At 41.2% G+C, this 21,579-nt stretch carries 24 protein-coding genes; 1 reads left to right on the top strand and 23 read right to left on the bottom strand.

What is annotated here, in order from left to right; genetic code table 11:
* Positions 1 to 45: 45 nt before the first annotated feature.
* The 15 genes from ACRPI0_RS04780 to ACRPI0_RS04710 all read right to left on the bottom strand — a co-directional run bounded on the left by ACRPI0_RS04780 (position 46) and on the right by ACRPI0_RS04710 (position 14,602).
* Positions 46 to 381 carry a YpoC family protein gene (locus tag ACRPI0_RS04780; RefSeq protein WP_432355152.1) on the bottom strand — a complete coding sequence of 112 codons (336 nt, stop codon included), beginning with the start codon at positions 379 to 381 and terminating at the stop codon, positions 46 to 48.
* Positions 374 to 1,024 (bottom strand): endonuclease III, encoded by a 651-nt coding sequence (gene nth, locus ACRPI0_RS04775; protein ID WP_432355886.1) that lies wholly within the window; start codon positions 1,022 to 1,024, stop codon positions 374 to 376. Before nth ends, ACRPI0_RS04780 begins: the two co-directional genes overlap by 8 nt.
* A gap of 5 nt (positions 1,025 to 1,029) precedes the next feature.
* Entirely contained in the window at positions 1,030 to 1,740 is a 711-nt protein-coding gene (locus tag ACRPI0_RS04770; protein ID WP_432355151.1) for a DnaD domain protein, read from the bottom strand.
* A gap of 27 nt (positions 1,741 to 1,767) precedes the next feature.
* On the bottom strand, positions 1,768 to 3,063 hold the full coding sequence (gene asnS / locus ACRPI0_RS04765; RefSeq protein WP_432355150.1) for an asparagine--tRNA ligase: 1,296 nt from the start codon (positions 3,061 to 3,063) through the stop codon (positions 1,768 to 1,770).
* A 50-nt stretch (positions 3,064 to 3,113) separates the two neighbouring features.
* Entirely contained in the window at positions 3,114 to 4,313 is a 1,200-nt protein-coding gene (locus ACRPI0_RS04760; RefSeq protein ID WP_432355885.1) for a pyridoxal phosphate-dependent aminotransferase, read from the bottom strand.
* A 31-nt stretch (positions 4,314 to 4,344) separates the two neighbouring features.
* Entirely contained in the window at positions 4,345 to 4,830 is a 486-nt protein-coding gene (locus tag ACRPI0_RS04755) for a DUF5590 domain-containing protein (protein ID WP_432355149.1), read from the bottom strand.
* An 80-nt stretch (positions 4,831 to 4,910) separates the two neighbouring features.
* Positions 4,911 to 7,685 (bottom strand): ATP-dependent DNA helicase DinG, encoded by a 2,775-nt coding sequence (gene dinG, locus ACRPI0_RS04750; RefSeq protein WP_432355148.1) that lies wholly within the window; start codon positions 7,683 to 7,685, stop codon positions 4,911 to 4,913.
* Between the two features lie 151 nt (positions 7,686 to 7,836).
* On the bottom strand, positions 7,837 to 8,217 hold the full coding sequence (panD, locus tag ACRPI0_RS04745; RefSeq protein WP_432355147.1) for an aspartate 1-decarboxylase: 381 nt from the start codon (positions 8,215 to 8,217) through the stop codon (positions 7,837 to 7,839).
* A gap of 4 nt (positions 8,218 to 8,221) precedes the next feature.
* On the bottom strand, positions 8,222 to 9,088 hold the full coding sequence (panC, locus tag ACRPI0_RS04740) for a pantoate--beta-alanine ligase (RefSeq protein WP_432355145.1): 867 nt from the start codon (positions 9,086 to 9,088) through the stop codon (positions 8,222 to 8,224).
* Positions 9,085 to 9,924 (bottom strand): 3-methyl-2-oxobutanoate hydroxymethyltransferase, encoded by an 840-nt coding sequence (gene panB / locus ACRPI0_RS04735; RefSeq protein ID WP_432355144.1) that lies wholly within the window; start codon positions 9,922 to 9,924, stop codon positions 9,085 to 9,087. The genes panC and panB overlap by 4 nt, the downstream gene beginning before the upstream one ends.
* Before the next feature lie 239 nt (positions 9,925 to 10,163).
* Positions 10,164 to 11,144, bottom strand: coding sequence for a biotin--[acetyl-CoA-carboxylase] ligase (locus tag ACRPI0_RS04730; RefSeq protein WP_432355143.1), 981 nt, complete (start codon positions 11,142 to 11,144; stop codon positions 10,164 to 10,166).
* Positions 11,122 to 12,300, bottom strand: a complete 1,179-nt coding sequence (locus ACRPI0_RS04725) for a CCA tRNA nucleotidyltransferase (protein ID WP_432355142.1) — start codon at positions 12,298 to 12,300, stop codon at positions 11,122 to 11,124. Before ACRPI0_RS04725 ends, ACRPI0_RS04730 begins: the two co-directional genes overlap by 23 nt.
* Positions 12,287 to 13,438: an N-acetyl-alpha-D-glucosaminyl L-malate synthase BshA gene (bshA, locus tag ACRPI0_RS04720; RefSeq protein WP_432355140.1), complete on the bottom strand. Its 1,152-nt coding sequence runs from the start codon at positions 13,436 to 13,438 to the stop codon at positions 12,287 to 12,289. Before bshA ends, ACRPI0_RS04725 begins: the two co-directional genes overlap by 14 nt.
* 31 nt (positions 13,439 to 13,469) lie before the next feature.
* Positions 13,470 to 14,267, bottom strand: a complete 798-nt coding sequence (gene dapB / locus ACRPI0_RS04715) for a 4-hydroxy-tetrahydrodipicolinate reductase (protein ID WP_432355139.1) — start codon at positions 14,265 to 14,267, stop codon at positions 13,470 to 13,472.
* Entirely contained in the window at positions 14,264 to 14,602 is a 339-nt protein-coding gene (locus ACRPI0_RS04710; RefSeq protein WP_432355138.1) for a nucleotide pyrophosphohydrolase, read from the bottom strand. Before ACRPI0_RS04710 ends, dapB begins: the two co-directional genes overlap by 4 nt.
* Positions 14,603 to 14,706: 104 nt before the next feature.
* On the opposite strand from ACRPI0_RS04710, the gene ACRPI0_RS04705 reads away from it, so the two are divergent.
* Positions 14,707 to 15,591: a YitT family protein gene (locus ACRPI0_RS04705; RefSeq protein WP_432355137.1), complete on the top strand. Its 885-nt coding sequence runs from the start codon at positions 14,707 to 14,709 to the stop codon at positions 15,589 to 15,591.
* A gap of 35 nt (positions 15,592 to 15,626) precedes the next feature.
* Here the strand turns inward: ACRPI0_RS04705 and ACRPI0_RS04700 are convergent, their stop codons facing one another.
* The 8 genes from ACRPI0_RS04700 to ACRPI0_RS04665 all read right to left on the bottom strand — a co-directional run bounded on the left by ACRPI0_RS04700 (position 15,627) and on the right by ACRPI0_RS04665 (position 21,565).
* Entirely contained in the window at positions 15,627 to 16,298 is a 672-nt protein-coding gene (locus ACRPI0_RS04700) for a zinc metallopeptidase (RefSeq protein WP_323693045.1), read from the bottom strand.
* A 59-nt stretch (positions 16,299 to 16,357) separates the two neighbouring features.
* Complete coding sequence (locus ACRPI0_RS04695; protein WP_432355136.1) at positions 16,358 to 16,948, bottom strand: DUF1405 domain-containing protein; 591 nt, start codon at positions 16,946 to 16,948, stop codon at positions 16,358 to 16,360.
* Positions 16,949 to 17,048: 100 nt separating this feature from the next.
* A complete protein-coding gene (locus tag ACRPI0_RS04690) occupies positions 17,049 to 17,813 on the bottom strand; it encodes a c-type cytochrome (protein ID WP_432355134.1) in 765 nt (254 codons plus the stop codon).
* A gap of 40 nt (positions 17,814 to 17,853) precedes the next feature.
* On the bottom strand, positions 17,854 to 18,528 hold the full coding sequence (qcrB, locus tag ACRPI0_RS04685; RefSeq protein ID WP_432355133.1) for a menaquinol-cytochrome c reductase cytochrome b subunit: 675 nt from the start codon (positions 18,526 to 18,528) through the stop codon (positions 17,854 to 17,856).
* Positions 18,529 to 18,550: 22 nt separating this feature from the next.
* Complete coding sequence (locus tag ACRPI0_RS04680; protein WP_432355132.1) at positions 18,551 to 19,054, bottom strand: ubiquinol-cytochrome c reductase iron-sulfur subunit; 504 nt, start codon at positions 19,052 to 19,054, stop codon at positions 18,551 to 18,553.
* Positions 19,055 to 19,239: 185 nt separating this feature from the next.
* Positions 19,240 to 19,686, bottom strand: coding sequence for a DUF2487 family protein (locus tag ACRPI0_RS04675; protein WP_432355131.1), 447 nt, complete (start codon positions 19,684 to 19,686; stop codon positions 19,240 to 19,242).
* A 51-nt stretch (positions 19,687 to 19,737) separates the two neighbouring features.
* A complete protein-coding gene (locus ACRPI0_RS04670) occupies positions 19,738 to 20,292 on the bottom strand; it encodes a ReoY family proteolytic degradation factor (RefSeq protein ID WP_432355130.1) in 555 nt (184 codons plus the stop codon).
* A gap of 1 nt (position 20,293) precedes the next feature.
* Entirely contained in the window at positions 20,294 to 21,565 is a 1,272-nt protein-coding gene (locus ACRPI0_RS04665) for a tetratricopeptide repeat protein (RefSeq protein ID WP_432355129.1), read from the bottom strand.
* Positions 21,566 to 21,579: the final 14 nt, after the last annotated feature.

Raw genomic sequence — 21,579 nt, 5'->3', positions numbered from 1 at the left:
AGCAAAAACAGCTACTTCGTTCTAAGTGAACGAAGTAGCTGTTTTTTAATTTTTGATGAATCGAGCGACTTTTTTACGTAATTCTGTATACAGCAAGTTTAATTGAATTAGAGCAAACGGGCTTATCACTTTATCTTTTACAAATTGCAGACGTTCTTCGCCATTTAACGGCTCCATTTTAGTACGTCTATCCGTACCACCAGCCGGGGCGGAAACTTTTAGTAATTCCTCGTAATTCTCTATTGCAATAGCCATCCACTCTAACGCGCTTTCTTCTTTTTCATCATAACGACGCTGTATCTCAAGTTTTAGCACATCCCATTTTTCAAAATAAGGCATGATTAGATCTTTCGATACTACTACTACTTGTTTATCATCCATTCCGACTCATCCTCTTCTTCCCTTCACGACATATAGAAAGCAGTGGACATTCAGGGCAATTCGGTTTTTGTGCTTTACAATGATATCGACCAAAGAAAATTAGTTGATGGTGCGTTTGTGTCCATTGTTCCCGGGGTGTCCATCGCATAATCTTTTCTTCAACTGCAAGAACAGAATCTTTCCAGCGATTCATTCCTAGTCGTTTAGCAACTCGTTCAACATGAGTATCGACGGCTAAAGCTGGCACACCAAACGCGTTAGAAACGACAACATTTGCTGTTTTTCTCCCTACTCCAGGAAGCATCGTAAGTGTGTCACGATCTTCAGGTACTTTCCCGCCAAATTGTGTGAGAAGCATCATTGATAACGCTTGGATATTTTTTGCTTTGTTTCGATAGAGACCAATTGAACGAATGTCTGATTGCAATTCTTCAATCGGAACTTCCAAGTAATCTCCAGGCGTTTTATACTTCTTAAACAAATCTGCTGTCACTCGGTTTACTAGAATATCTGTGCATTGAGCGGATAATAATGTGGCAACGACAAGCTCAAAAGCATTACCATGAACGAGCTCACAGTGTGCATCTGGAAACATCCTATCAATTTCAGTTAAACAAAACTGCCATTCTGTTTTAGTTAACACATCATTCACCTATCCCGTTCTTCTAGCCAATTATAGAGTGGAACTCGTTTTACGGTACCTTGTGCTTTACCTTGACGAATCGATTGCGGAGGAGAACGGAAAGATTTTGTTTGCTTTTCGACATCCGATAGCGTAGTGACTTTCTTCTTTTTCCATTCGAACAAAATCCGATCAATATAGCGCATACTCAACTTTTGAGCGATGACTGCTTCTTTTAATGCCGCTTTAATAATTTCAATTCCATGGTGATCTTGATCAATCCACATGGCAATTGTTTCACATTCCATGGGAGATAACAGACGGCCAAACTCTTGCTCGAAAACGTGGAAGATTTGTCCTTCTTCCTCTTTGTCTTTCACTTCAATCTGGTCATTTTGAATACTAATTGTACTATCTAAAACTGCTTCCCAAAGCGGAAGTAATGAAAATTGTTCAAACAGTACACCATTCTCACTTGCCTGCGCAATTTTCAAATACCCTTTTTGCATCAATCGTTGAAGTACTTGGGAGACTTCGTTTTCCGTGAGATTCATGCGTGATGAAAAATCGGAGGGTGTGGGAAACTCAATATGTTGAGTATGGTAGGCTTCCATTTGTAAGATGAGCATAGCATCTGTATCAGTGATTCCTAGCTTTTTATAAGAGTTAAAAAAAAGCTGGGGAATAGATACATTCCCCTGCTCAATCCACATCCGGAGCCGTTCATCTTGTTTCATATGTCGAACTCCTTCCTGCTTACGTTATTAAGGGTACAGACGGTTCAGAAGACGTGGGAATGGAATAGATTCTCTCACGTGTTCAACACCAGAAATCCAAGCAACGGTACGTTCTAATCCTAGACCGAAACCAGAGTGTGGAACTGCCCCGTATTTACTTAAATCCAAATACCATTCGTATGCAGAGGCATCCAACTGATGCTCTTCGATACGTTTTTTCATCAATTCGTAATCGTGAATCCGTTCAGATCCACCGATAATTTCACCATAACCTTCAGGTGCTATTAAGTCTGCACACAATACGACATCATCGCGATCCGGATGCGGCTGCATGTAAAATGGCTTAATACCGATTGGGTAATTGATAATGAAAACAGGTAAGTCATAGCTCTCAGCAATAGCAGACTCGTGTGGAGCGCCAAAATCGTCTCCCCACTTGATATCATCAAAGCCTTCCTTATGAAGGAACTCGATTGCATCATCATACGTAATGCGTGGGAACGGCGTTTGAATTTTTTCTAGTTTAGATGTATCACGACCTAGACGTTCGAGCTCAAGCTTACAGTTTTGAAGGACTGATTGGACGATATGTGCAACATATTGTTCCTGAACTTCTAGACTTTCTGCATGCTCTATAAATGCCATCTCAGGTTCGATCATCCAAAATTCGATTAGATGGCGACGTGTTTTCGACTTTTCAGCTCGGAATGTTGGTCCGAATGAAAATACCTTCCCAAGTGCCATTGCAGCGGCTTCCATGTATAACTGACCTGATTGAGATAGATAAGCATCTTCATCAAAATACTTCGTATGGAATAATTCTGAAGTCCCTTCAGGAGAAGAACCCGTCAAAATAGGTGGATCAATTTTAGTAAACCCGTTCATGTGGAAAAATTCATATGTTGCACGGATGATCTCATCGCGAACTTTCATGACTGCGTGCTGCTTCCGTGAACGCAACCATAGATGACGGTTATCCATAAGGAATTCAGTGCCATGCTCTTTTGGCGTGATTGGATAATCCACAGCCGCTTGAATCACTTCGATTCCTTTTACTTGGAGCTCATAACCGAAACTTGAGCGTTCATCTACAATAACTTCTCCTGTAACATATAAAGAAGTTTCCTGAGTCAAGCCTTTAGCAGTAGCAAATAGCTCTTCTCCAGCGTCTTCTTTTACAACGACCCCTTGGACGAATCCAGAGCCGTCACGTAATTGTAAGAATGCAATTTTACCACTTGAGCGCTTGTTTGAAAGCCACGCACCCATCCGTACTAGTTCGCCTTCGTGATCAGGCATTTCGTGAATCATAATGGTTTTCATAAGAGCCTCCAAATTTTTTCCAGGTCATTAGATGCCTAGTCAGATTTCAATCAGTCGTTCCATTTCTCTTTTACAAATTGGTCAATACGTCGTACAGCCTCTTCTAGTAGATCAATTGAAGTTGCATAAGATAGACGGATTGTTTCATCAGAACCAAATCCACTTCCAGGAATGACGGCTACGTTTGCTTCTTCAAGTAAAGCTTTAGCAAATGCGTCTACGTTCTCGTAACCCGTGTGCTTCACCGCTTCCGAAACATCAGGTAGCAAATAGAATGCCCCTTCAGGCTTGACCGTGTGGAAACCAGGTATCGCCTGAACTTGCGGATAAATACGCTCTAGGCGTGAACCGAAGTCTTTTCTCATCATCTCAACAGCATCCTGCGAACCATTATACGCTTCTATCGCTGCATATTGTGAAGTTGTGACCGGATTTGATGTAGAATGGCTTGCGAGATTTGTCATCGCTTTGACAACTTCTTCGTTTCCAGCGATGAAACCAATACGCCATCCTGTCATCGCATGCGACTTAGACACGCCATTAATGATGAATGTACGTTCTTTTGCATCGTCTGACAACGTAGCAATGGATACGTGTTTTGCAGAGCCATAGACAAGTTTTTCGTAGATTTCATCTGATATAATCCAGATGTCATGTTGTTGACAAACTTCCGCAATCGCTGTTAGTTCTACTTCAGAATAAACCATCCCAGTAGGATTTCCTGGCGAATTCAAAATTAGTGCTTTTGTTTTCGTTGTGACGGCTTTTTCAATTTGACTCGCTGTTACTTTAAACTCGGCTTCCGAAGATGCTTGAACCACAACAGGTACTCCGTCTGCAAGCTTGACTTGTTCAGGATAACTCACCCAGTAGGGTGCTGGAATAATTACTTCATCCTCCGGATCCAAAATAGTTTGGAATAACGTATACAACACATGCTTTGCACCAATACCAATCATGATTTCAGAACGTGTATAGGTTAGGTGTTGGTCGTTCTTCAACTTACCAATAACAGCATCTTTTAATGCAGGAAGCCCTCCTGAAGGTGTGTACTTTGTCTTTCCTTCTTTCATAGAGTGCCAAGCTGCTTCAAGTATAGGTTCAGGTGTATTGTAATCGGGCTCTCCTGCACCTAGACCAATTACATCAATACCAGATTCTTTCATCTCTTTTGCTTTAGCTGTGATGGCCAAAGTAGTTGAAGGTGAAAGCGTCATTACTCTGGATGCTAACTGCTTCGCCAAATCCATCGCTCCCTTTACTAGTGCATTCAAGCACTTCCTATAAGTTTAAAATACGCTTTTTCCACTGCCCATTAGAAAAAGAGACGTAGACGTAATTCAGTCTGTTTGCCTCGTTTTTAAATGCAACTTCCCATACAGCAGTGTCATCTTCCATACCTAGTTTAACATGGATGAGTTTGTTGACGTTCATTTCTTGTTTAACTGACGTCACAGCTTGTTTTGAGGTGATCCCCTTATCTAGGACAATCACTTCAAGATCTTTTTCAGTTTCCACATTTTCTTTAACAAAAACGGCTTTTGCCACACCTTCAGTGTCTTTTCCAAAAACTACTGTTAAGGATGTAGTTCCGTTATACACTTCAGCGCGATCCACCTCTTTTAAAAGCCCTGCATCCGTAACTTGCTTCGTTGCATTCGCTTTCAACTCGGAAGCGGGTTGATAGGCTTTATAAAAGACAAATATCGTCAATGTCAGCGCAAGTGAGAAAAGAAAAATGATGAAAAATTTTATCCAGTTGATCATAATTTCACATCCCACTTTAAATGGGTTTATACAGTATTAGAGAAGAATACGGTAATTCGTCTTCTCAATGTCTGTATGACTCATTTATTATAGCAATTATTAAGTTCATCTACCATACGTGCGAGTGATACTTTTTTAACTGGCACATCGGGTAACGCTTCTAAAAATTTAACTCCGTATGATTTTGTTTCAATCCGACGGTCCAAAATAATGAAAAACCCAGTATCGGTTGATGAACGTATAAGTCTTCCAAAACCTTGCCGCAACCTTAGTATTGCTTCAGGAAGCGCATATGCAGTGAAAGCATTTTTGCCCATCTTGTTAAGCTGTGCAGTTTTCGCTTTAAATACAGGCTCTGATGGGGATGAGAAAGGCAATCGAACAATGATGATTGCAGACAATGAATTCCCAGGGACATCCACACCTTCCCAAAAACTATTCGTACCGAACAAAACTGCTTTTTCATATTGACGGAATGATTTCAGTAACCGGTATCGACTTCCTGAACTAATTCCTTGTGCAATTAGTGCATAGTCTTCCAACAGTCCGCTATCTGATATTAGTTCATGTGTCTGATTGAGCATGTCTTGAGAAGTAAAGAGAACAAAAAGTCTACCTTCTGTAACCATAACCGTTTGAACGATAGCTTCTGCTACTTCTTCCACATACTCATGTTGAGGGACTTGTTGGATATTCGGCATGTCATCGACAAGGAAAATTTGAGCTCCTGTATAGAAATGTTCAGGGGCGAGCAAGTTCATAACTGGGACGTTTGCCGATACACCTAGTTGCCTAGCAACAAAGCGTTCGTCACTTTTAACTGATAATGTACCAGATGTCCATATGACTCCTCGTTCTCCTTGGAATAACGAATCTAAAGCCCGACGCACGACAGGTGCGCTATCGATTGGACTTTTAATAACCGTAAGACTTCCTGGAATACTCCGTTGATCTTGTTCCATCCATACCGTCCCTTGTTTTTCGTCTTCCAAGAATAACTCTACCCACTCACCCATTTTAACTCGTAATTCATCAATCCAATACTGCCATTCGGCAACAATTGCTTGTTCTTTATCAGACAAACTTCCCCAAATAGGAGTCAACGGGTTTACGTAATGATTGGCGTTTTTTATGAAAACTCCCAAGGAATGAAATACTGATGTGAATACTTCATGTTGTGTAGGAATATCTGCTAAGGATATATTTAACCGACTGCCTTTTACATGTCCTCTTTGAATAGATTCTGGACCAGTAAGTTCTTGAATGGCCCTATCAAATGACATTGAAAACTTCTCAAAAGCTTCCAACAGATTAGATCGATAGCGTGAACGATGTACCTTTTTTTGTAGTAGAACTCCTTCAATGCGTCGGTTGATTGAATCCTCCGATTCAGAACCGATTTGCCCCATAACATATTTCCAATTCGTATATGAAAAAATCACTTCATTGGTTTTGTAGGCTGCATGTATAAATTGATGGGCTTCATCAATAATGAGACCACTTGCTTCTTCTACTAGTTGTTCTTTACTCATCCCATCACTTAAAAGTAACGCATGATTTGTAATCACTAAATCAGCATGACGGCAGTTGTCTAACGCAATCTGATGATAGTCAACGTCTTGCTCATCTTCAGCAAGCTTTGCACTACGCTTACGAATTCGATCGATATACAACATTCCGCCACCTGAAAGGTTTAGCTCGTTTACGTCACCTGTCAACGTTTCCGTCAACCATACAAGCAATTGCATTTCCGTAAACAAATTGTCATAGCTCGATTCACCACTTAGTAACAGTTCAGCGAATTTAGAGAGGGAAATGTAATTAGAACGCCCTTTCAAAATAGTCGCTTGTATCGGTACTGATAATGCTTTAGAGACAATTTCTATTTCTTCAGCCATGATTTTGTCAGCAAGATGATTCGTATACGTACTCACAATGACTGCTTGGTTTGTTTCAACTGCATGAACTGCTGCAGGTAATAGGTAAGACATCGTTTTTCCAATACCCGTAGGGACTTCCACCATAATTTCCGTTCCATCATGCAAGGACTTCCACGTAGCATCCATAAACTGGAGTTGTGCGCTGCGTGATTCATAAGATGGATAGGCTAAATCGAGTAGTCGATCTTTCTCTGTCTGACTATCCGGAAACTTAACCCCTCTTGGTTTCGTATCCCGCATAAGTTCGGTGCGACGAAAAGGAATTCCCCGGAATTGAGAACAGTGGGTATCCATTTCGAGGTCACGGGAGCTTACAAGTGCTAAATAAAAAATTATCGATAGGTCAGATTTCAATGAAAATGAGCGCTTGTGTAGAAGCGTCAAAGTTTTTTCAGGAACCACCTGAACCTTTTTCATACATTCTAATAGTAAAATTGCTGTTGCGCGTGCATCATCATCTGCTCGATGTGCTGCAGCCAGCTCAATACCCAGTTCCTCTGTCAATTCCTTTAGTCGATAACTGACGGCTGAGGGGAACATGATTTTCGAGAATTCAACGGTGTCGATCTGTTTGCCTTGCCACTTCGATATCCCACAACGCTCAAACTCTTTTTGTAAAAAAGGTAAATCGAAATTTGTATTGTGCGCAGCAAAAATCCACCCCTCTACTAAGTCTCTCACTTCTTGTGCAATTTCTTCGAATAGCGGTGCATCTTTTACATCTTCGTTTGTAATGTCCGTAAGTTCTTGTATGAAAACAGGTATCTTTTGGTCTGGATTTACAAATCGGACATACTCATTTGTGAGAATGCCGTTTTCAATGAACATAATGGCAATTTGAATAATCCGGTCTCCTTTTTCAGGGGAATGGCCGGTAGTTTCCAAATCGACTACTGCAAATTTTAGATTTTCCATGAAATCATCAACTTCCTGTTTCAGTTTCCTACTGCAGATTGTACCATATATCGAGGTGAAGACTGTAAAGGAAGGTACGCACTGAGCAATAGAAAAAAACTATCCAGAGAGACAGCATGAACTGACTTCTAGATAGTCGATTTTTAATCTGTTAAACAATGACCCCATGGGCTTCTTGTATAGTTTGTTCGATGTGATTGTATTCATCCATCAATAGGACGGTTGGTACATGTTTTTGCGCTTCTTCATCCGACATGAGCGAATATGAAAGGATGATAACGATATCTCCTGGCTGGACGAGTCTAGCTGCAGCTCCGTTGACACAGATCATACCGCTTCCGCGCTCACCTTTTATCGTATACGTTTCAAAACGTTCCCCATTGTTATTATTAACGATTTGAACTTTTTCATTCGCTAGAATATTTGCAGCATCGAGCAAGTCTTCATCAATCGTGATACTTCCTACATAATTCAAGTTTGCTTCGGTTACAGTTGCTCGGTGCAGTTTACTAGTTAGCATTGTACGGTACAAAGCATTATCCTTCTCTCTTAAAAATAATATTGTCGATCAAACGCGCTTTTGTAAATTGCACAGCACACGCGATAATTAGGTCGTTAGAAGTTTCCGTTGGGGCTTCTAAGTCCGGATAGGTTAATAACGATACATAATCAACTTTCCCTGACGTCTTATTATCCAGTGTATCGCTAACAAACTTTTCAACCGCTTCTTTAGTTACACCTTCTTGCACAAGAACTTCAGCATGCTTCAGTGTTTCGAAAATTATGGGTGCATCTTCTCTTTCGTCTGTGCTCAAATTAACATTACGAGAGCTTTTTGCTAGCCCATCTTCATCTCGGACAGTTGGAACACGAACAATTGTTGCTGGACAGTTGAAATCCCTGAAAAATGTTTCGATAATCGCTAATTGCTGCGCATCTTTCATTCCAAAGAAAACTGTATCTGGCTGAACAATATTGACGAGCTTTAATACCACTTTCAAGACTCCATCAAAATGTCCTGGTCTCGATGCTCCACACATCTTTTTAGCTAATTTTCCAGGAACAATACGAATGCCGCCATCTACTGGATACATTTCTTTCACTTCCGGGCAAAATACAATATCAGCACCCGCTTCAGTAGCAAGTCTTATATCTGCATCTAATCTTCTAGGATACGCTTCAAAATCCTCTCCAGGACCAAACTGAGTAGGATTTACGAAAATGCTAACTGCTACACAATCGCTACTCTTTTTAGCCTCTTCAATTAGTTTCAGATGACCTTCATGAAGGAATCCCATTGTTGGTACAAATCCAATTGTCAGCCCTAAAGCTTTCATTTCTTTTTGCCAGCTCATCATTTTTTTGATGGATGTCGTGTATTGCATAGACGCTCTTTCAATCATTTAGATACGCCTCCATACAAATTTAGCAATTCTTCTTCTTTCATCGTGAACTGTTGTTTTTCATCTGGGAACGTTTTATTGCGAACTGCATCTGCATACTCGACGATTCCAGCTTTAACTACAGAACCTGCATCACTAAATGCCTTAGCGAATTTCGGCAATCGATGCTCACCATACTTAACTAAATCATGGAATACGAGAACTTGACCATCTGCCTCCACCCCTGCACCAATCCCTACAATAGGTATGGATACAGCTTCAGATAGTTTTTCAGTCAACTGATGAGGGATACACTCTACTACAATCATGCAAGCTCCTGCCTGTTCACATAACTTCGCATCTTCTACTAACTTGAGTGCTGAATGCGCTGTTTTACCTTGTACTTTATAGCCACCTGTTACGGAAGCAGATTGAGGGAGTAATCCTAAATGAGCAACTACAGGGATTCCCGTCTTTGTTAATAGCTGGATCGTATCGACAACTTCATCTGCACCTTCAACTTTTAGCGCATCTGCACCAGTTTCTTGAAATACACGAATGGCTTCAGAAAGTATACGATCTGATGAACCTCTAAATGTACCAAAGGGTAAGTCAACAACAACAAACGTGTCCCTCGCACCACGCCTCACAGCTTTTCCATGATGGATCATGTCGTCTGAGGTTACGTAAACTGTCGATGGATAACCTAGCACAACCATTCCAAGTGAGTCCCCTACTAGTAAAATATCGACATCTGCTTGCTGAGCAAAAACTGCTGTCGGATAATCGTATGCTGTCATCATAACGATTTTCTCACCAGCTTCTTTCATACGCGTAAAATCAGTACTTGTTTTCATAGTCTTTCTCCTCTCCTAATTAGGAGAAAACCAAAACATAAAAACCCTTCCGGTCATAAGAAGACAGAAGGGTTGTGTAGGATATCGTCATAGGTTTCCTCCGTCCCTGTCAATATGATCAAGGCAGAAATATTCAATTGTCGTACGTCTTTGTTTCTACAGGTGCGATTCATCATGATATCGCCCTTCCTTTTCACTATACCACCGAGATTAGGATTTTGACAAATGGTTTTCATTGTTCAGATAATATGGATGTCTGCCGAATAGATTCCTTTGACAGTACCATCATCAAGTACAACTTCCAACCGGCCGTCTTCAGAAATACCTCGTGCAGTCGCTTCATAGCTCTCTTGCAACGTAGAAATACGAACACGCTTCCCAATAGAATCTGCATAGCTTTCCCATAGCAATTTAATAGGAGCAAACCCTTTTTCAACGTACAATGTTACGTACAATTCTAAATAGCTGAGCACTTTCGCAGTTAATTGAGCACGATTGATAGGTTTACCTTCTTCAATACTAAGTGATGTTGCAATACCACGTATGTCTTCAGGGAAATCCTCAAGCTGCTGGTTTACATTCATCCCAATCCCCAGAATAATGGCTTTGACACGATCTGGGTCTGCCTGCAACTCGGTTAGAATCCCTGTCAGTTTACGTCCCTTCACCAAGATGTCATTCGGCCACTTTATGGAAGGGGTTACGTCTGTCAGTTCTTCAATTGCACGGACGATTGCTACTGCAGCTACAAGTGTCATTTGTGGTGCTTGTTGTGGCATAAGTTTCGGACGAGTTATGACACTCATCCAAATCCCTTTTCCTGCGGCAGACGACCAAGGACGAGACAATCTACCCTTTCCTGCAGTCTGCTCGTCTGCAATGATCACCATACCGTCAGGAGCTCCACTTTGAGCCTCTGCGTGTGCTAAAAGCTGTGTAGACGGACACGATTCAACATGGCGGATCGTTTTACCATAATTTTCGCTATCGACGTATTGCTGTATTGCAGCAGAAGAGACTGAATCGGGAGAGTCAATTAAATAATACCCTTTTTTCCGGATAGACCCTATTTCATAACCTTCACTTTCAAGCTCCTTCACGTATTTCCAGATCGCTGTACGTGAAACTCCATATTCATCTGCCAGTTGTTGCCCTGATATTGGATGTTCTTTCCCGCCAGCCATTCGTTTCAGCAATTCACTCTTTATGTTGGTATTCATGTAAGAACCATTCCTTTATCGCATTCTCATCATTAGAGATTTCTTGATGGAGAACAGCATTTTCAATGGCTTGAAGTGATTCCCCAAGCCATTTCCCAGATTTCTTATCGGTCCAGCACATCAATTGCTGTCCTCTGACAGCCAAATCCTGTTTTGAATGGATTGGTAAGCGCGCAATCGATTTCTCAATGGTTTTTTCTTCGATGCCATTTTGTCCGTCAACCTCGACAATTAACTTTTCTACTACATTTAGCGTTATTACATCTGATTTATAATAATCTTCGATTGTATATGCTCGCTGTTGCCGGACTGAATAAAAATGCTGTACAGCTTGCAAAAAGATTCGTTCTTTATTAGACAACTTATACGCATGTGCAACTTCTGAAGCTTTGAAGTTTCCCGTTACCATTAACGAAGCCCAACCTTCCATGGGGCTACGAAAAGGCGCACTGCTTATCCATAGTTCATGATTGACTGGGTACAACGGCAAAGCGCCCGATAATCTAGTCTCTTTAATAAGTTGTAATGCATGCTGTGCAGATGCGCCTCTAAATAGTTTGTCGAATTCCGTTTTAATTCTTTCAACGGATAACGTTTTTACCTTATGTGATAAACAAGCAATCGATTCTTTTGTGCTCGTTTCCAACTGAAAACCGAGAACAGATACAAACCGAACTGCACGAATCATACGAAGTGCATCCTCATTAAACCGTTCTGTTGCATGTCCAACTGCCCGAATTGTCCTTGACGATAAGTCTGCTCTTCCGTTAAAAGGATCTACAACTTCACCATTCAACCGAAGTGCGAGTGCATTAATTGTAAAATCACGTCTTTTCAAATCTTCTTCAAGTGAAGTTACAAATTGAACTTTATCCGGTCTACGGTTGTCCGAATACATCCCTTCTGTTCGATACGTAGTCACTTCGATTGGTTCTCCCGATTCAATCACTAATACAGTTCCATGCTCAGTTCCTAAATCTACGGTGTTCAGGAAAACAGACTTCACTTGAGCAGGTGTTGCTGAAGTAGCTATATCGATATCTGTGGGCTCTTTACCTAGTAGATAATCCCTTACAGCACCACCTACAAATACGGCTTCGTAACCGGCTCTGTTCAAGCGGATGATAACTATTCGGCTTTGACTAGTTCCAAACATTTGGGCATCCCTTCTTTTGCAAATCGTAATAAAGCTTTTCATATTGAGCAACAATCTTGTCAGAAGCGAACTTACCTCGGACTGTTTCCAACGCATTTTCTTTCATCATTTGATGGACATCCTGATTACAGAGAATATGAAGTGTTTTTTCAGCGATTTGTTCCGGGTCGCCAATTGGTACTAAATGTCCGTTGACCCCATCTTCAATTACTTCGGGGATTCCGCCAGCAAGAGTGCCTACTGCAGGAACGCCACAAGCAAATCCTTCCAATAGAACGAGCCCGAATGCTTCTTTTTCTGAAGGCAGTACCATGACGTCACTAAACGATAGCAGTTCAGGTAAATCGTCTCGTTTACCTGTAAAGATTACACGCTCCGTTACTCCTAACATATCGACTAACCGTCGAATCCGTGGCACCTCAGGACCCTCTCCAACTAATAAAAGCTTGACTGAAATCTTTTCAACAATTAACGCAAAAGCACGGATTAAATCGGGAATACGCTTAACACTTCTGAAGTTGGAAATATGAATGATTACTTTTTCGTCTGCCAAAATTCCTAAATCTTCTCTCAATGTACCAGGCTCTATAGGATGATAGGTTTCTTCATCAATGAAATTGTAGATTGTTTGAATATCTTTTATAGGTTCAATTAACTCTATTGTTTCAGTACGCAGTGAATCCGAGACAGCCGTTGTTATGTCTGACTTATCAATACCGTATTTAACTGTGTTTCGAAGAGCTGGATCATGCCCTAATATCGTCACATCGGTTCCGTGCAAGGTTGTGATAATGCCAATATCGGATTGGATCATATCTTTTGCCAACACTGCAGAGACCGCGTGAGGTACAGCATAGTGGACATGTAACAGATCTAGTTGTTGTTCTTCGACAACTTGCCCTATACGATTCGCAAGCGCAATATCATAAGGAGGATACTTAAACACGGCATAACCATCAATTCTCACTTCATGAAAATAAATATTCTCTTGGGGTTCATTATATCTAAAAGGTAGACTTGACGTGATGAAGTGAATTTCATGACCCTTTGCAGCCATCTTTATGGCCAATTCAGTAGCAACTACTCCAGATCCTCCTAAGGATGGATAGCAAATAACACCTATTTTTAATCGTTCCATCCCATCATCCCTTACTTAAAAATTTCCCAGCTTATATAAGCTGTTCCAACCCATTGACAAAGTCTTGATGTCTGACTGATTCTCGAATCGACAAGAGAACGCCAGGCATGAAACTTTTGCGGTCAAACGAATCATGACGGATTGATAACAATTCACCTTCACCACCGAGAAGAACTTGCTGATGAGCAAGTAATCCTGGCAAACGTACGCTGTGAATCTTCATCCCTTGCACATCCGCGCCTCGTGCTCCGTATGCATTTACTTGTTCGTCTGGATGCCCTTGTAAGTGAGGCGTCCGCACAGAAGAAATCATATCAGCTGTCTTCACTGCAGTCCCGGAAGGTGCATCCAATTTCCGATCATGATGCATTTCAATAATTTCAACGTCACCTAGATAGTGGGCAGCTTGCGCGGCAAACTTCATCATTAAAACCGCTCCAATTGAAAAGTTCGGTGCAAGTATGCATGCAATTCCCTTTTGCTCACATAACAGTTGTAACTGATTGATTTCTTCTAATGTCAGACCGGAAGTACCGATAACAGGACGAATTCCTAACGCTATAGCTTTTTGTGCATTTGGGAATACTGCTTCAGGATCAGTCAAATCTAGTAAGACGTCTGGTTGATGTGCTTGATAGAGCTCTGCCAATGAAGTATAAACCCGAACTCCATGTGCTTTCTCTATAAGCGTGCCCTCATTTATGTACCAACCATCATATTTGTAGTCTAGCGCACCTACAAACTCCATATCAGGTGCTTCAGTGATTGCTGCTGCTGCCGTACTCCCCATTCGTCCACGTGCTCCTGCGATAGCGACACGAATCGTCATTTGCTCTCCTCCTTTTTCGTCCAACGATCTACATCACGTGTTTTAAATTTGTTAAGGACTGTATCCAGTGCCTCCGTCAAGTTAATGCCTTGTGCATTGGCAAAACATATGAGAACAAATAGTAAATCACCAGTTTCCTCAGACAGCGTACTAATCGCTTCAGTATTCTTTTTTTTCTTCATACCGTGCACGTGCTGAACTTCACGGGAAAGTTCACCTAATTCTTCTGTCAATCTAGCTATGAGCTCCATTGGTGGAAAGTATCCTTCTTTAAAACTTGAGATATAGGCATCCACTTCTTTTTGCATCGAATTCATCGTTTTCAATTCACTCATGTTCGCTCACACCTTTCTTTTCTTATCGTATTCATTCATCTTCCTATTGTCAAAATATATTGGATGCATGATAATAACACTAGTGCTTTTAGGAAGGTGATGGAATGTTCAAGGAGTTATTCAAAGATGTAAAGTTTAAAAACCTGTTCTTCATTGTGCTCGGTGCAGCTATTTTCAGCTTCGGCTTAGTCCATTTTAATATTCAAAATGAATTAGCAGAAGGCGGATTCACAGGAATTACATTGATCCTGTTTTTCGCATTTAAATGGGATCCTGCAATTATGAACTTAGTGCTTAACATTCCGATGTTCATCATTGGGTGGAGAATGCTTGGAAAACGCATTTTCACTTATACAGTAGTAGGTACAATAGCAGTATCCGTCTTTCTTAAGATATTCATGAAATACCAAATCGATATCCATCTTGAAGGGGACATGTTCCTCGTATCGTTATTTGCGGGTATCTTCGTCGGAGTAGGCCTTGGGATTATTTTCAGATTTGGTGGTACTACTGGCGGTGTAGATATTATCGCACGTCTCGCACAAATTCATTGGGGTTGGAGTATCGGAAAGACAATGTTTATGTTTGATGCAGCAGTTATTCTCGTGTCTTGGTATGTTTACCTGGATCATCGCTCCGTTATGTATACTCTCGTTGCACTTTTCGTTGGAGCACGTGTCATTGACTTCGTACAAGAAGGTGCATATGCAGCTCGAGGCGCTTTCATCATATCTGATCACCAAGATGCAATTGCTACTAAGATTGCGCTTGAAATGGATCGAGGCGTAACTGTTTTCAAAGGTTATGGTCATTTTACGAAAGCCGATCGTAGTATTCTATATTGTGTCATCGCTAAGAATGAAATTATGCGTATGAAAAATATAATTATTTCTGTCGACCCTCATGCTTTCGTCTCAGTTACCGATGTCCATGATGTCATGGGAGAAGGATTTACATTAGACGATCAGAAACAACCGATACCAAGATGAAAAAACGCCCAGCTGAACTCAGCGGGGCGTTTTTATTAGTCTCGATTAAGGAAAATCGTAACAAGTCGAAGCAATTCAAGTACTGCGACAGCGGTTGCAGCGACATAGGTCATTGCAGCTGCGCTTAACACTTTCTTCGCATGAGGCTCTTCTTCGTTTCGAATGATTCCAAGCTCGACAATCTGAGTCATTGCTCGGCTTGAAGCATTAAATTCAACAGGCAATGTAACCACCTGGAATACTACTCCGACTGCCATCATGATGATGCCGATTCCGAGTAAGCTATTCATGCTTGAGAATATCAGACCCGCCATGATGAAGAACCAGCTTGCGTTAGAAGTGATCCCTGCTACAGGTGCGAGGCGATGTCTAAAACGCAGGAATGCATACGCTTCCTTGTCTTGGATAGCGTGACCGACTTCGTGTGCGGCTACAGCTGTACCTGCGACAGATGCTTCGTGATAGTTTTGGCTTGATAATGCAACAATTTTAGTAACTGGGTTGTAATGGTCGCTTAACACACCTTGTGTTTCTACGACTTTCACATCTTGTAATCCATTATGATCCAAAATCAGACGAGCAACTTGAGCTCCCGTCATACCCGATGTCGAACGAACTTTTGAGTACTTGTTATACGTACTTTTAACTTTAAACTGTGCATACAGTGGCAACAAAATAATGATGCCTAAATACACTAAGAAATTCAACGGTATCTCACCCTTTCCCTACTCTCTATTTTAGAGTGCCTGAATGCGACTCGCAACTTTTAAGATGCGCGCAGGTTTGGCTCTGTTACAACTTTATGACGACGTTTCCAATTCCATACCGCCAGTAAAATACAAGCAACAGATAACCAGAAAGTGAAGTAGCCGATGTTATCCATTATCCTCATTAGATCTCCATAAATCGGCATCTGCCCAAAGACATAATCGATAACGTCATTATGCAACGTCCACACAGCAGCTACTATGATTGAAATCATCCCAAACCTATATTTACTCCAGTAAAGAACACCTTGAAGTGCCATTGCTCCATGAGAGAAGATGAGCATCCAGCCTGCAGCACCAATAGAACCGACTTCGTTCAAAGTTAATAAATTCATTACTACGGCCCATAGCCCATATTTCACCAAAGTAATAATTGCAAGTGCTTCGAATAGTTTGAAATTCGTATTCAGCAACCAGCCGATAATCACAAAGCAGAAAAACAAACTTGCTGTTGGGCTATCCGGCACGAATATCCAAAAGATAGGATCTGTTATTTCTAACTGCCACATATACCAGTCATATCCGTATACTGTTCCAACAATATTTATGAACAATAAAATCCATAAGAAGGATTTATTAAATAATATCATCCTTACCCAAGTTATTGACAATTGCACCCTAATCACTCCACACGTTACAGAATGCGATTCTATGTATAGAAAAAGGAGTCAGTTTCCCGACTCCTTTTCGTTATTCTTTTCCTAGATTTGAGATGAACTCAGCCATCGTTTTCAAATCTTCATCAGAACCATCCCATTGACCAGCTGGCATTGCACCTTTACCCTCATGGGCAATTTTTTCAATTTCTTCAGGTGCAAGTCCAGTGTCTGTTAGTGGAAGACCCAATCCACCTTGGAACTGATCACCGTGACAGCCGATACAACTAGAACCTTGATAAAGCTCATAACCCTCAGCCGTTTCATCGAATTCAACTTCTTCAACAATCTGACCTTGTGCTGCTGCTTTTTCCCAGTCATGGTTAGCTACTGATTCCCATGTTAGGTAGAAGATAGCTGCAAATGCTAGAAGCATAAATCCTGTTGGTAATGGACGTTTCCATGGGCTACGTTCTTTTGAAGTATCCATGAATGGAACGAGCATTAATGCACCAACAGCGAGTCCCGGAACTACGATAGCTCCAATGACGTTAAATGGACCGGATGCAAATTCGTACTTCAGCAACTGGTACATAAACAAGAAATACCAGTCAGGAAGAGGAATATATGTCGTATCGGTCGGATCCGCTTGTCTCTCAAGCGGAGATGGATGCGCTAATGTGATAATCAAATAACCAGTTAAGAAGATTGCTCCAACCATCCACTCTTTCAAGAGGAAGTTTGGCCAGAAGGCTTCCGTCTTACCCGGATATTCGGAATAGTCTTTAGGTGTGTTGGACATTCTATTCGCTTTAATACGTGAATCCCCAACGAATTTCATACCTTTTCCGTGCTGCATCTTGTTCCCTCCTTAGTGAGAAATCAAGGATTTCCGTGTTTTACAATGGTCCGGAAATACCTTGTCTTCTGATCATGATAAAGTGTGCTGCGAGCAATCCAAGAAGTGCTGCAGGCAGGAAGAATACGTGGATCGCGAAGAAACGCGTTAACGTTTGAGCTCCAAGGATCGTTGAATCTCCTGCAAGAAGGATCTTAATCCACTCACCAATAAACGGTACAGAAGCTGCAATCTCAATTCCTACTTTTGTAGCAAATAGAGCTTTCATATCCCATGGCAATAAGTATCCTGTGAATCCAAGACCTAAGATGACAACGAACAAGAGAACGCCGACAACCCAGTTCAATTCACGAGGCTTTTTATAAGCACCTGTGAAGAAGACACGTAATGTATGTAGGAACATCATTACAATTACGAGTGACGCTCCCCAGTGGTGCATACCACGCACGATTTCTCCGTATGCAACTTCATTTTGAAGATAATAAACGGATTTCCAAGCATTTTCAATATCCGGTGTGTAATACATTGTAAGGAACATACCAGATAAAATTTGGATTACCGTTACGAAGAATGTCAATCCTCCGAAACAATAGATGAATGCAGAAAAATGATGTGCGGGGTTTACGTGTTCGGGTACTTCATGATCGGCGATATCGCGCCAAATAGGGGTGATATCAAGCCGTTCATCGACCCAATCATAAATTTTGTTCATCAATTTGATTGTACCCCCTGACTAATTAGACTAGTGTGTTCGGCATTGTTTTACCGAGGTGGACGAAACCGTCAACAATTTCAACTTCATACTGATCTAGTGGACCAGTTGGCGGTGTGCCGGGAATGTTCTTTCCGTTCTTTTCATAGCGACCGCCATGACAAGGACAAAAGTACTCATTAGGGTGCGTATCGTCTGCAGCCCAGTTAACTGTACATCCAAGATGTTTACAAACCGGGGAAAGCGCGATGACTTTATCGCCGTCTTTATAGACCCATGCAGTGTTCGAAACGTCTGATTTGTACCAAGCATCTTTCCGGTCTTTAATCGTATAATCGACACGGACAGGTGTTTCAGTAACTTCATCCGCTTTTTGTGGTGTTGGGATATAATCGCCACCATCTGCTGATGCCAAAACAGGATCAATTGCAAAGCGAATCATCGGCATTGCTGCTGCTGAGACCATGAATCCGCCGACACCCATCAATGTGTAGTTAAGGAATTGGCGTCTAGACACTTTGCTGCTCATTAATTTCCCTCCTCTTACTCCAAAGTCAGTCCAACGGACATACTTTTGCTAATTGTTATACTAGGACATATCTATAATATCCTACCACCACTTGAAATTCAACGTTGCATTTACACCGGATTTCTGTTTGTGAACAAATAATGAATTTTTCTCAATTAAAATTCACAATTACTTCTATACATTTCCTACTTCTTCCACTCATCTGTTAATTGTGGTAGAAGCTGTTTAAGCTGATCTTCCAAAATTGATTGTTTGAGTCTATCATCCATATTTTCTATAGGAATGGCAGGCATCCATAGTACTTTCCCTTGAATACCCAGGCTTGTCCAGACCGAATCTGTCGTTACATAAAAAATATGTTTGAACGGAGAACCTTTAAAGTCATTCGATAGCAAATCAGCCCATTGCTGAAGTTCTATTGAAGGAGAATAGGCAAAAGGTGGCGCTATCATAATTCTACCTTTAAATTGTTGCTCAATATAATCCACTAAATTCATAAGGAAGTCTGTTGCAGATGCACTTGCCTTCATTCTCTCTTCAGTTGTTTCCACTTTAATAAGCGGAATCACTAATGTGTCTATGTACTCTTTTTGTTGTAAAAACAAATTCATATCTGACGCATTCCAATTCATTGTATCCAACCTCTCTAAAAAAAGAGACATGACTCCATCCATACGATGGAGTCAACGCTCTTCAAATACTTTCAGTTCATTCATCATAGCAGACAAAGCGAGAAACTGCTCCTCATCATTAGCATCAAGTGCTTCATCCACATGTCTCATTAATGTTTCTTTAGTCATCGTAGAAACACTTTCATTCAGTAACTGTTGAGCAATTTTGCGATCACGCTCACTCACTTGTTGATCCATCGGGAAATATGGGTTCTCCTCCAAGACACTCGCATAGTTAGGCGAACTATTGCTCTTAAGGAAATTTAATTGAATGAACATTTTTTCATCCGGATGCAATCGTAGATCATGAAATGACTTTTCAGCATCCGTTGTCATCAAACTTCCTTTGTAAAATCTGAAAGGTACACCATTTGAATCTGTTGTTGAAATCACCATCGCCCGCGGACAAAAATGTGCGTCGTCTGTAAAATGAACATTTCTCAAAATTTTCTCGTGGCTTAATAAGTAATTCAAAATCCAGACACATTCCCGACGCTTTAAACGATAGCGCTTTAAAAACCACCTAATGAAATCTTTTTTGGCAGCGACAGGAATCATGGCTTCCATCTTACGCCTCCTCTTCTTGCTGATCCTCTAGAAACGATAACCACTCAGGATGATCCGGTACAAGACTAACTAATTCTTTTACCACTTTCATCGCTTCTACTCGTTTCCCCTCTTCTAATAAGAATTTTGCATATCTATCCAGGAATTCCGGATCTTCCTTCATGCCAGTGTATGCCTGCACGTAAGAATCGTATGCCTCCCCGTACTGTTCAAGATTCTCCTCGGCGTACGCTTTAAATGCTACAAGCAATGGAATTTCCAAAAGTTCTTCAGAAGCATCCTGTAAGAGCTCAAGCAATTGTTCATATTGCTCTTGCTGTTCATATAGAGACGCAAGCGATATAAGGGCTTCTACATATTCAGGGTCTAACGCTAATGCTTCACCTAATAATCGTTCCGCTTCACTAGGCTGACCAAGTTTCAAAGCTACTTTACCGGCAGCAAGATGCAACTCTTTATCGAATTGGTCCCGAAGGATTCCTTCTTTAAAAGATTCCAACGCTTTATCATTGTCATTCAGAAGAAGGTTTGCTTGACCTGCTAGCATATAAGCTGAAAAGTAATCAGGATCCATTTCAATAAGCTGATCTAAATGACGTAACGCTGGTTGAGGGTTTCCACTTTGATAATGACTGTAAGCTGCTCCGAACAGTGTATCTGGATGGACATCCCCTTTCGTTAACATAGACTCATAATAAGGAATCGCTTCTTCATAAGCAGCTCCTGCACTAAACGCTTCAGCAATTCTAGCCTCAATAGAAGTGCCTCCGAATTCATCAATCCCTCTATCTTTCAATTTCAAATAAAGGCGCGTTGCTTCCGCATACTTTCCACTATCCAGTAACAATTCTGCTTTTGCAAAGTGAATGACAGGTTCTTCTGGTGCAAGATCCTCTGCTTCGCTGATTTTCGAAAGGGCTACTTCTGCCATTCCGATGGTTTGATAGTAATCCGCCAATAATAAAAGCGCTTGAAGATACTCCTCTTCGTCTTGATGGATGTCAGTCAAAAGTAAAAGTGCTTCGTCTTCTCGTCCTAGAGCCATCATTGCCTCTGCACGATCAATTTTCAACTGTCCTGCATCAGGCATATGCTGTAATAATGCATCGTACAATTGATCTGCTTGAGGAACAAGTCCATACTCCATCATTAACGTAGCGCAGTCATAGACTTCGTCAAACTCCGTACTAGTCGTAAGTTGTAGAACGATTTGTTCAACCGCATCAAGATTTCCTTGTTCAATCATGTTTTGTAACTGCTGTACCTGTTCCATAGTTTCTCCTTTTT

The sequence above is a fragment of the Sporosarcina sp. A2 genome (genome assembly GCF_050858885.1).
Lineage (GTDB): Bacteria > Bacillota > Bacilli > Bacillales_A > Planococcaceae > Sporosarcina.
The sequence above is the reverse complement of the archived record's forward strand: the minus strand, read 5'-3'. Positions and strand labels throughout refer to the sequence as shown.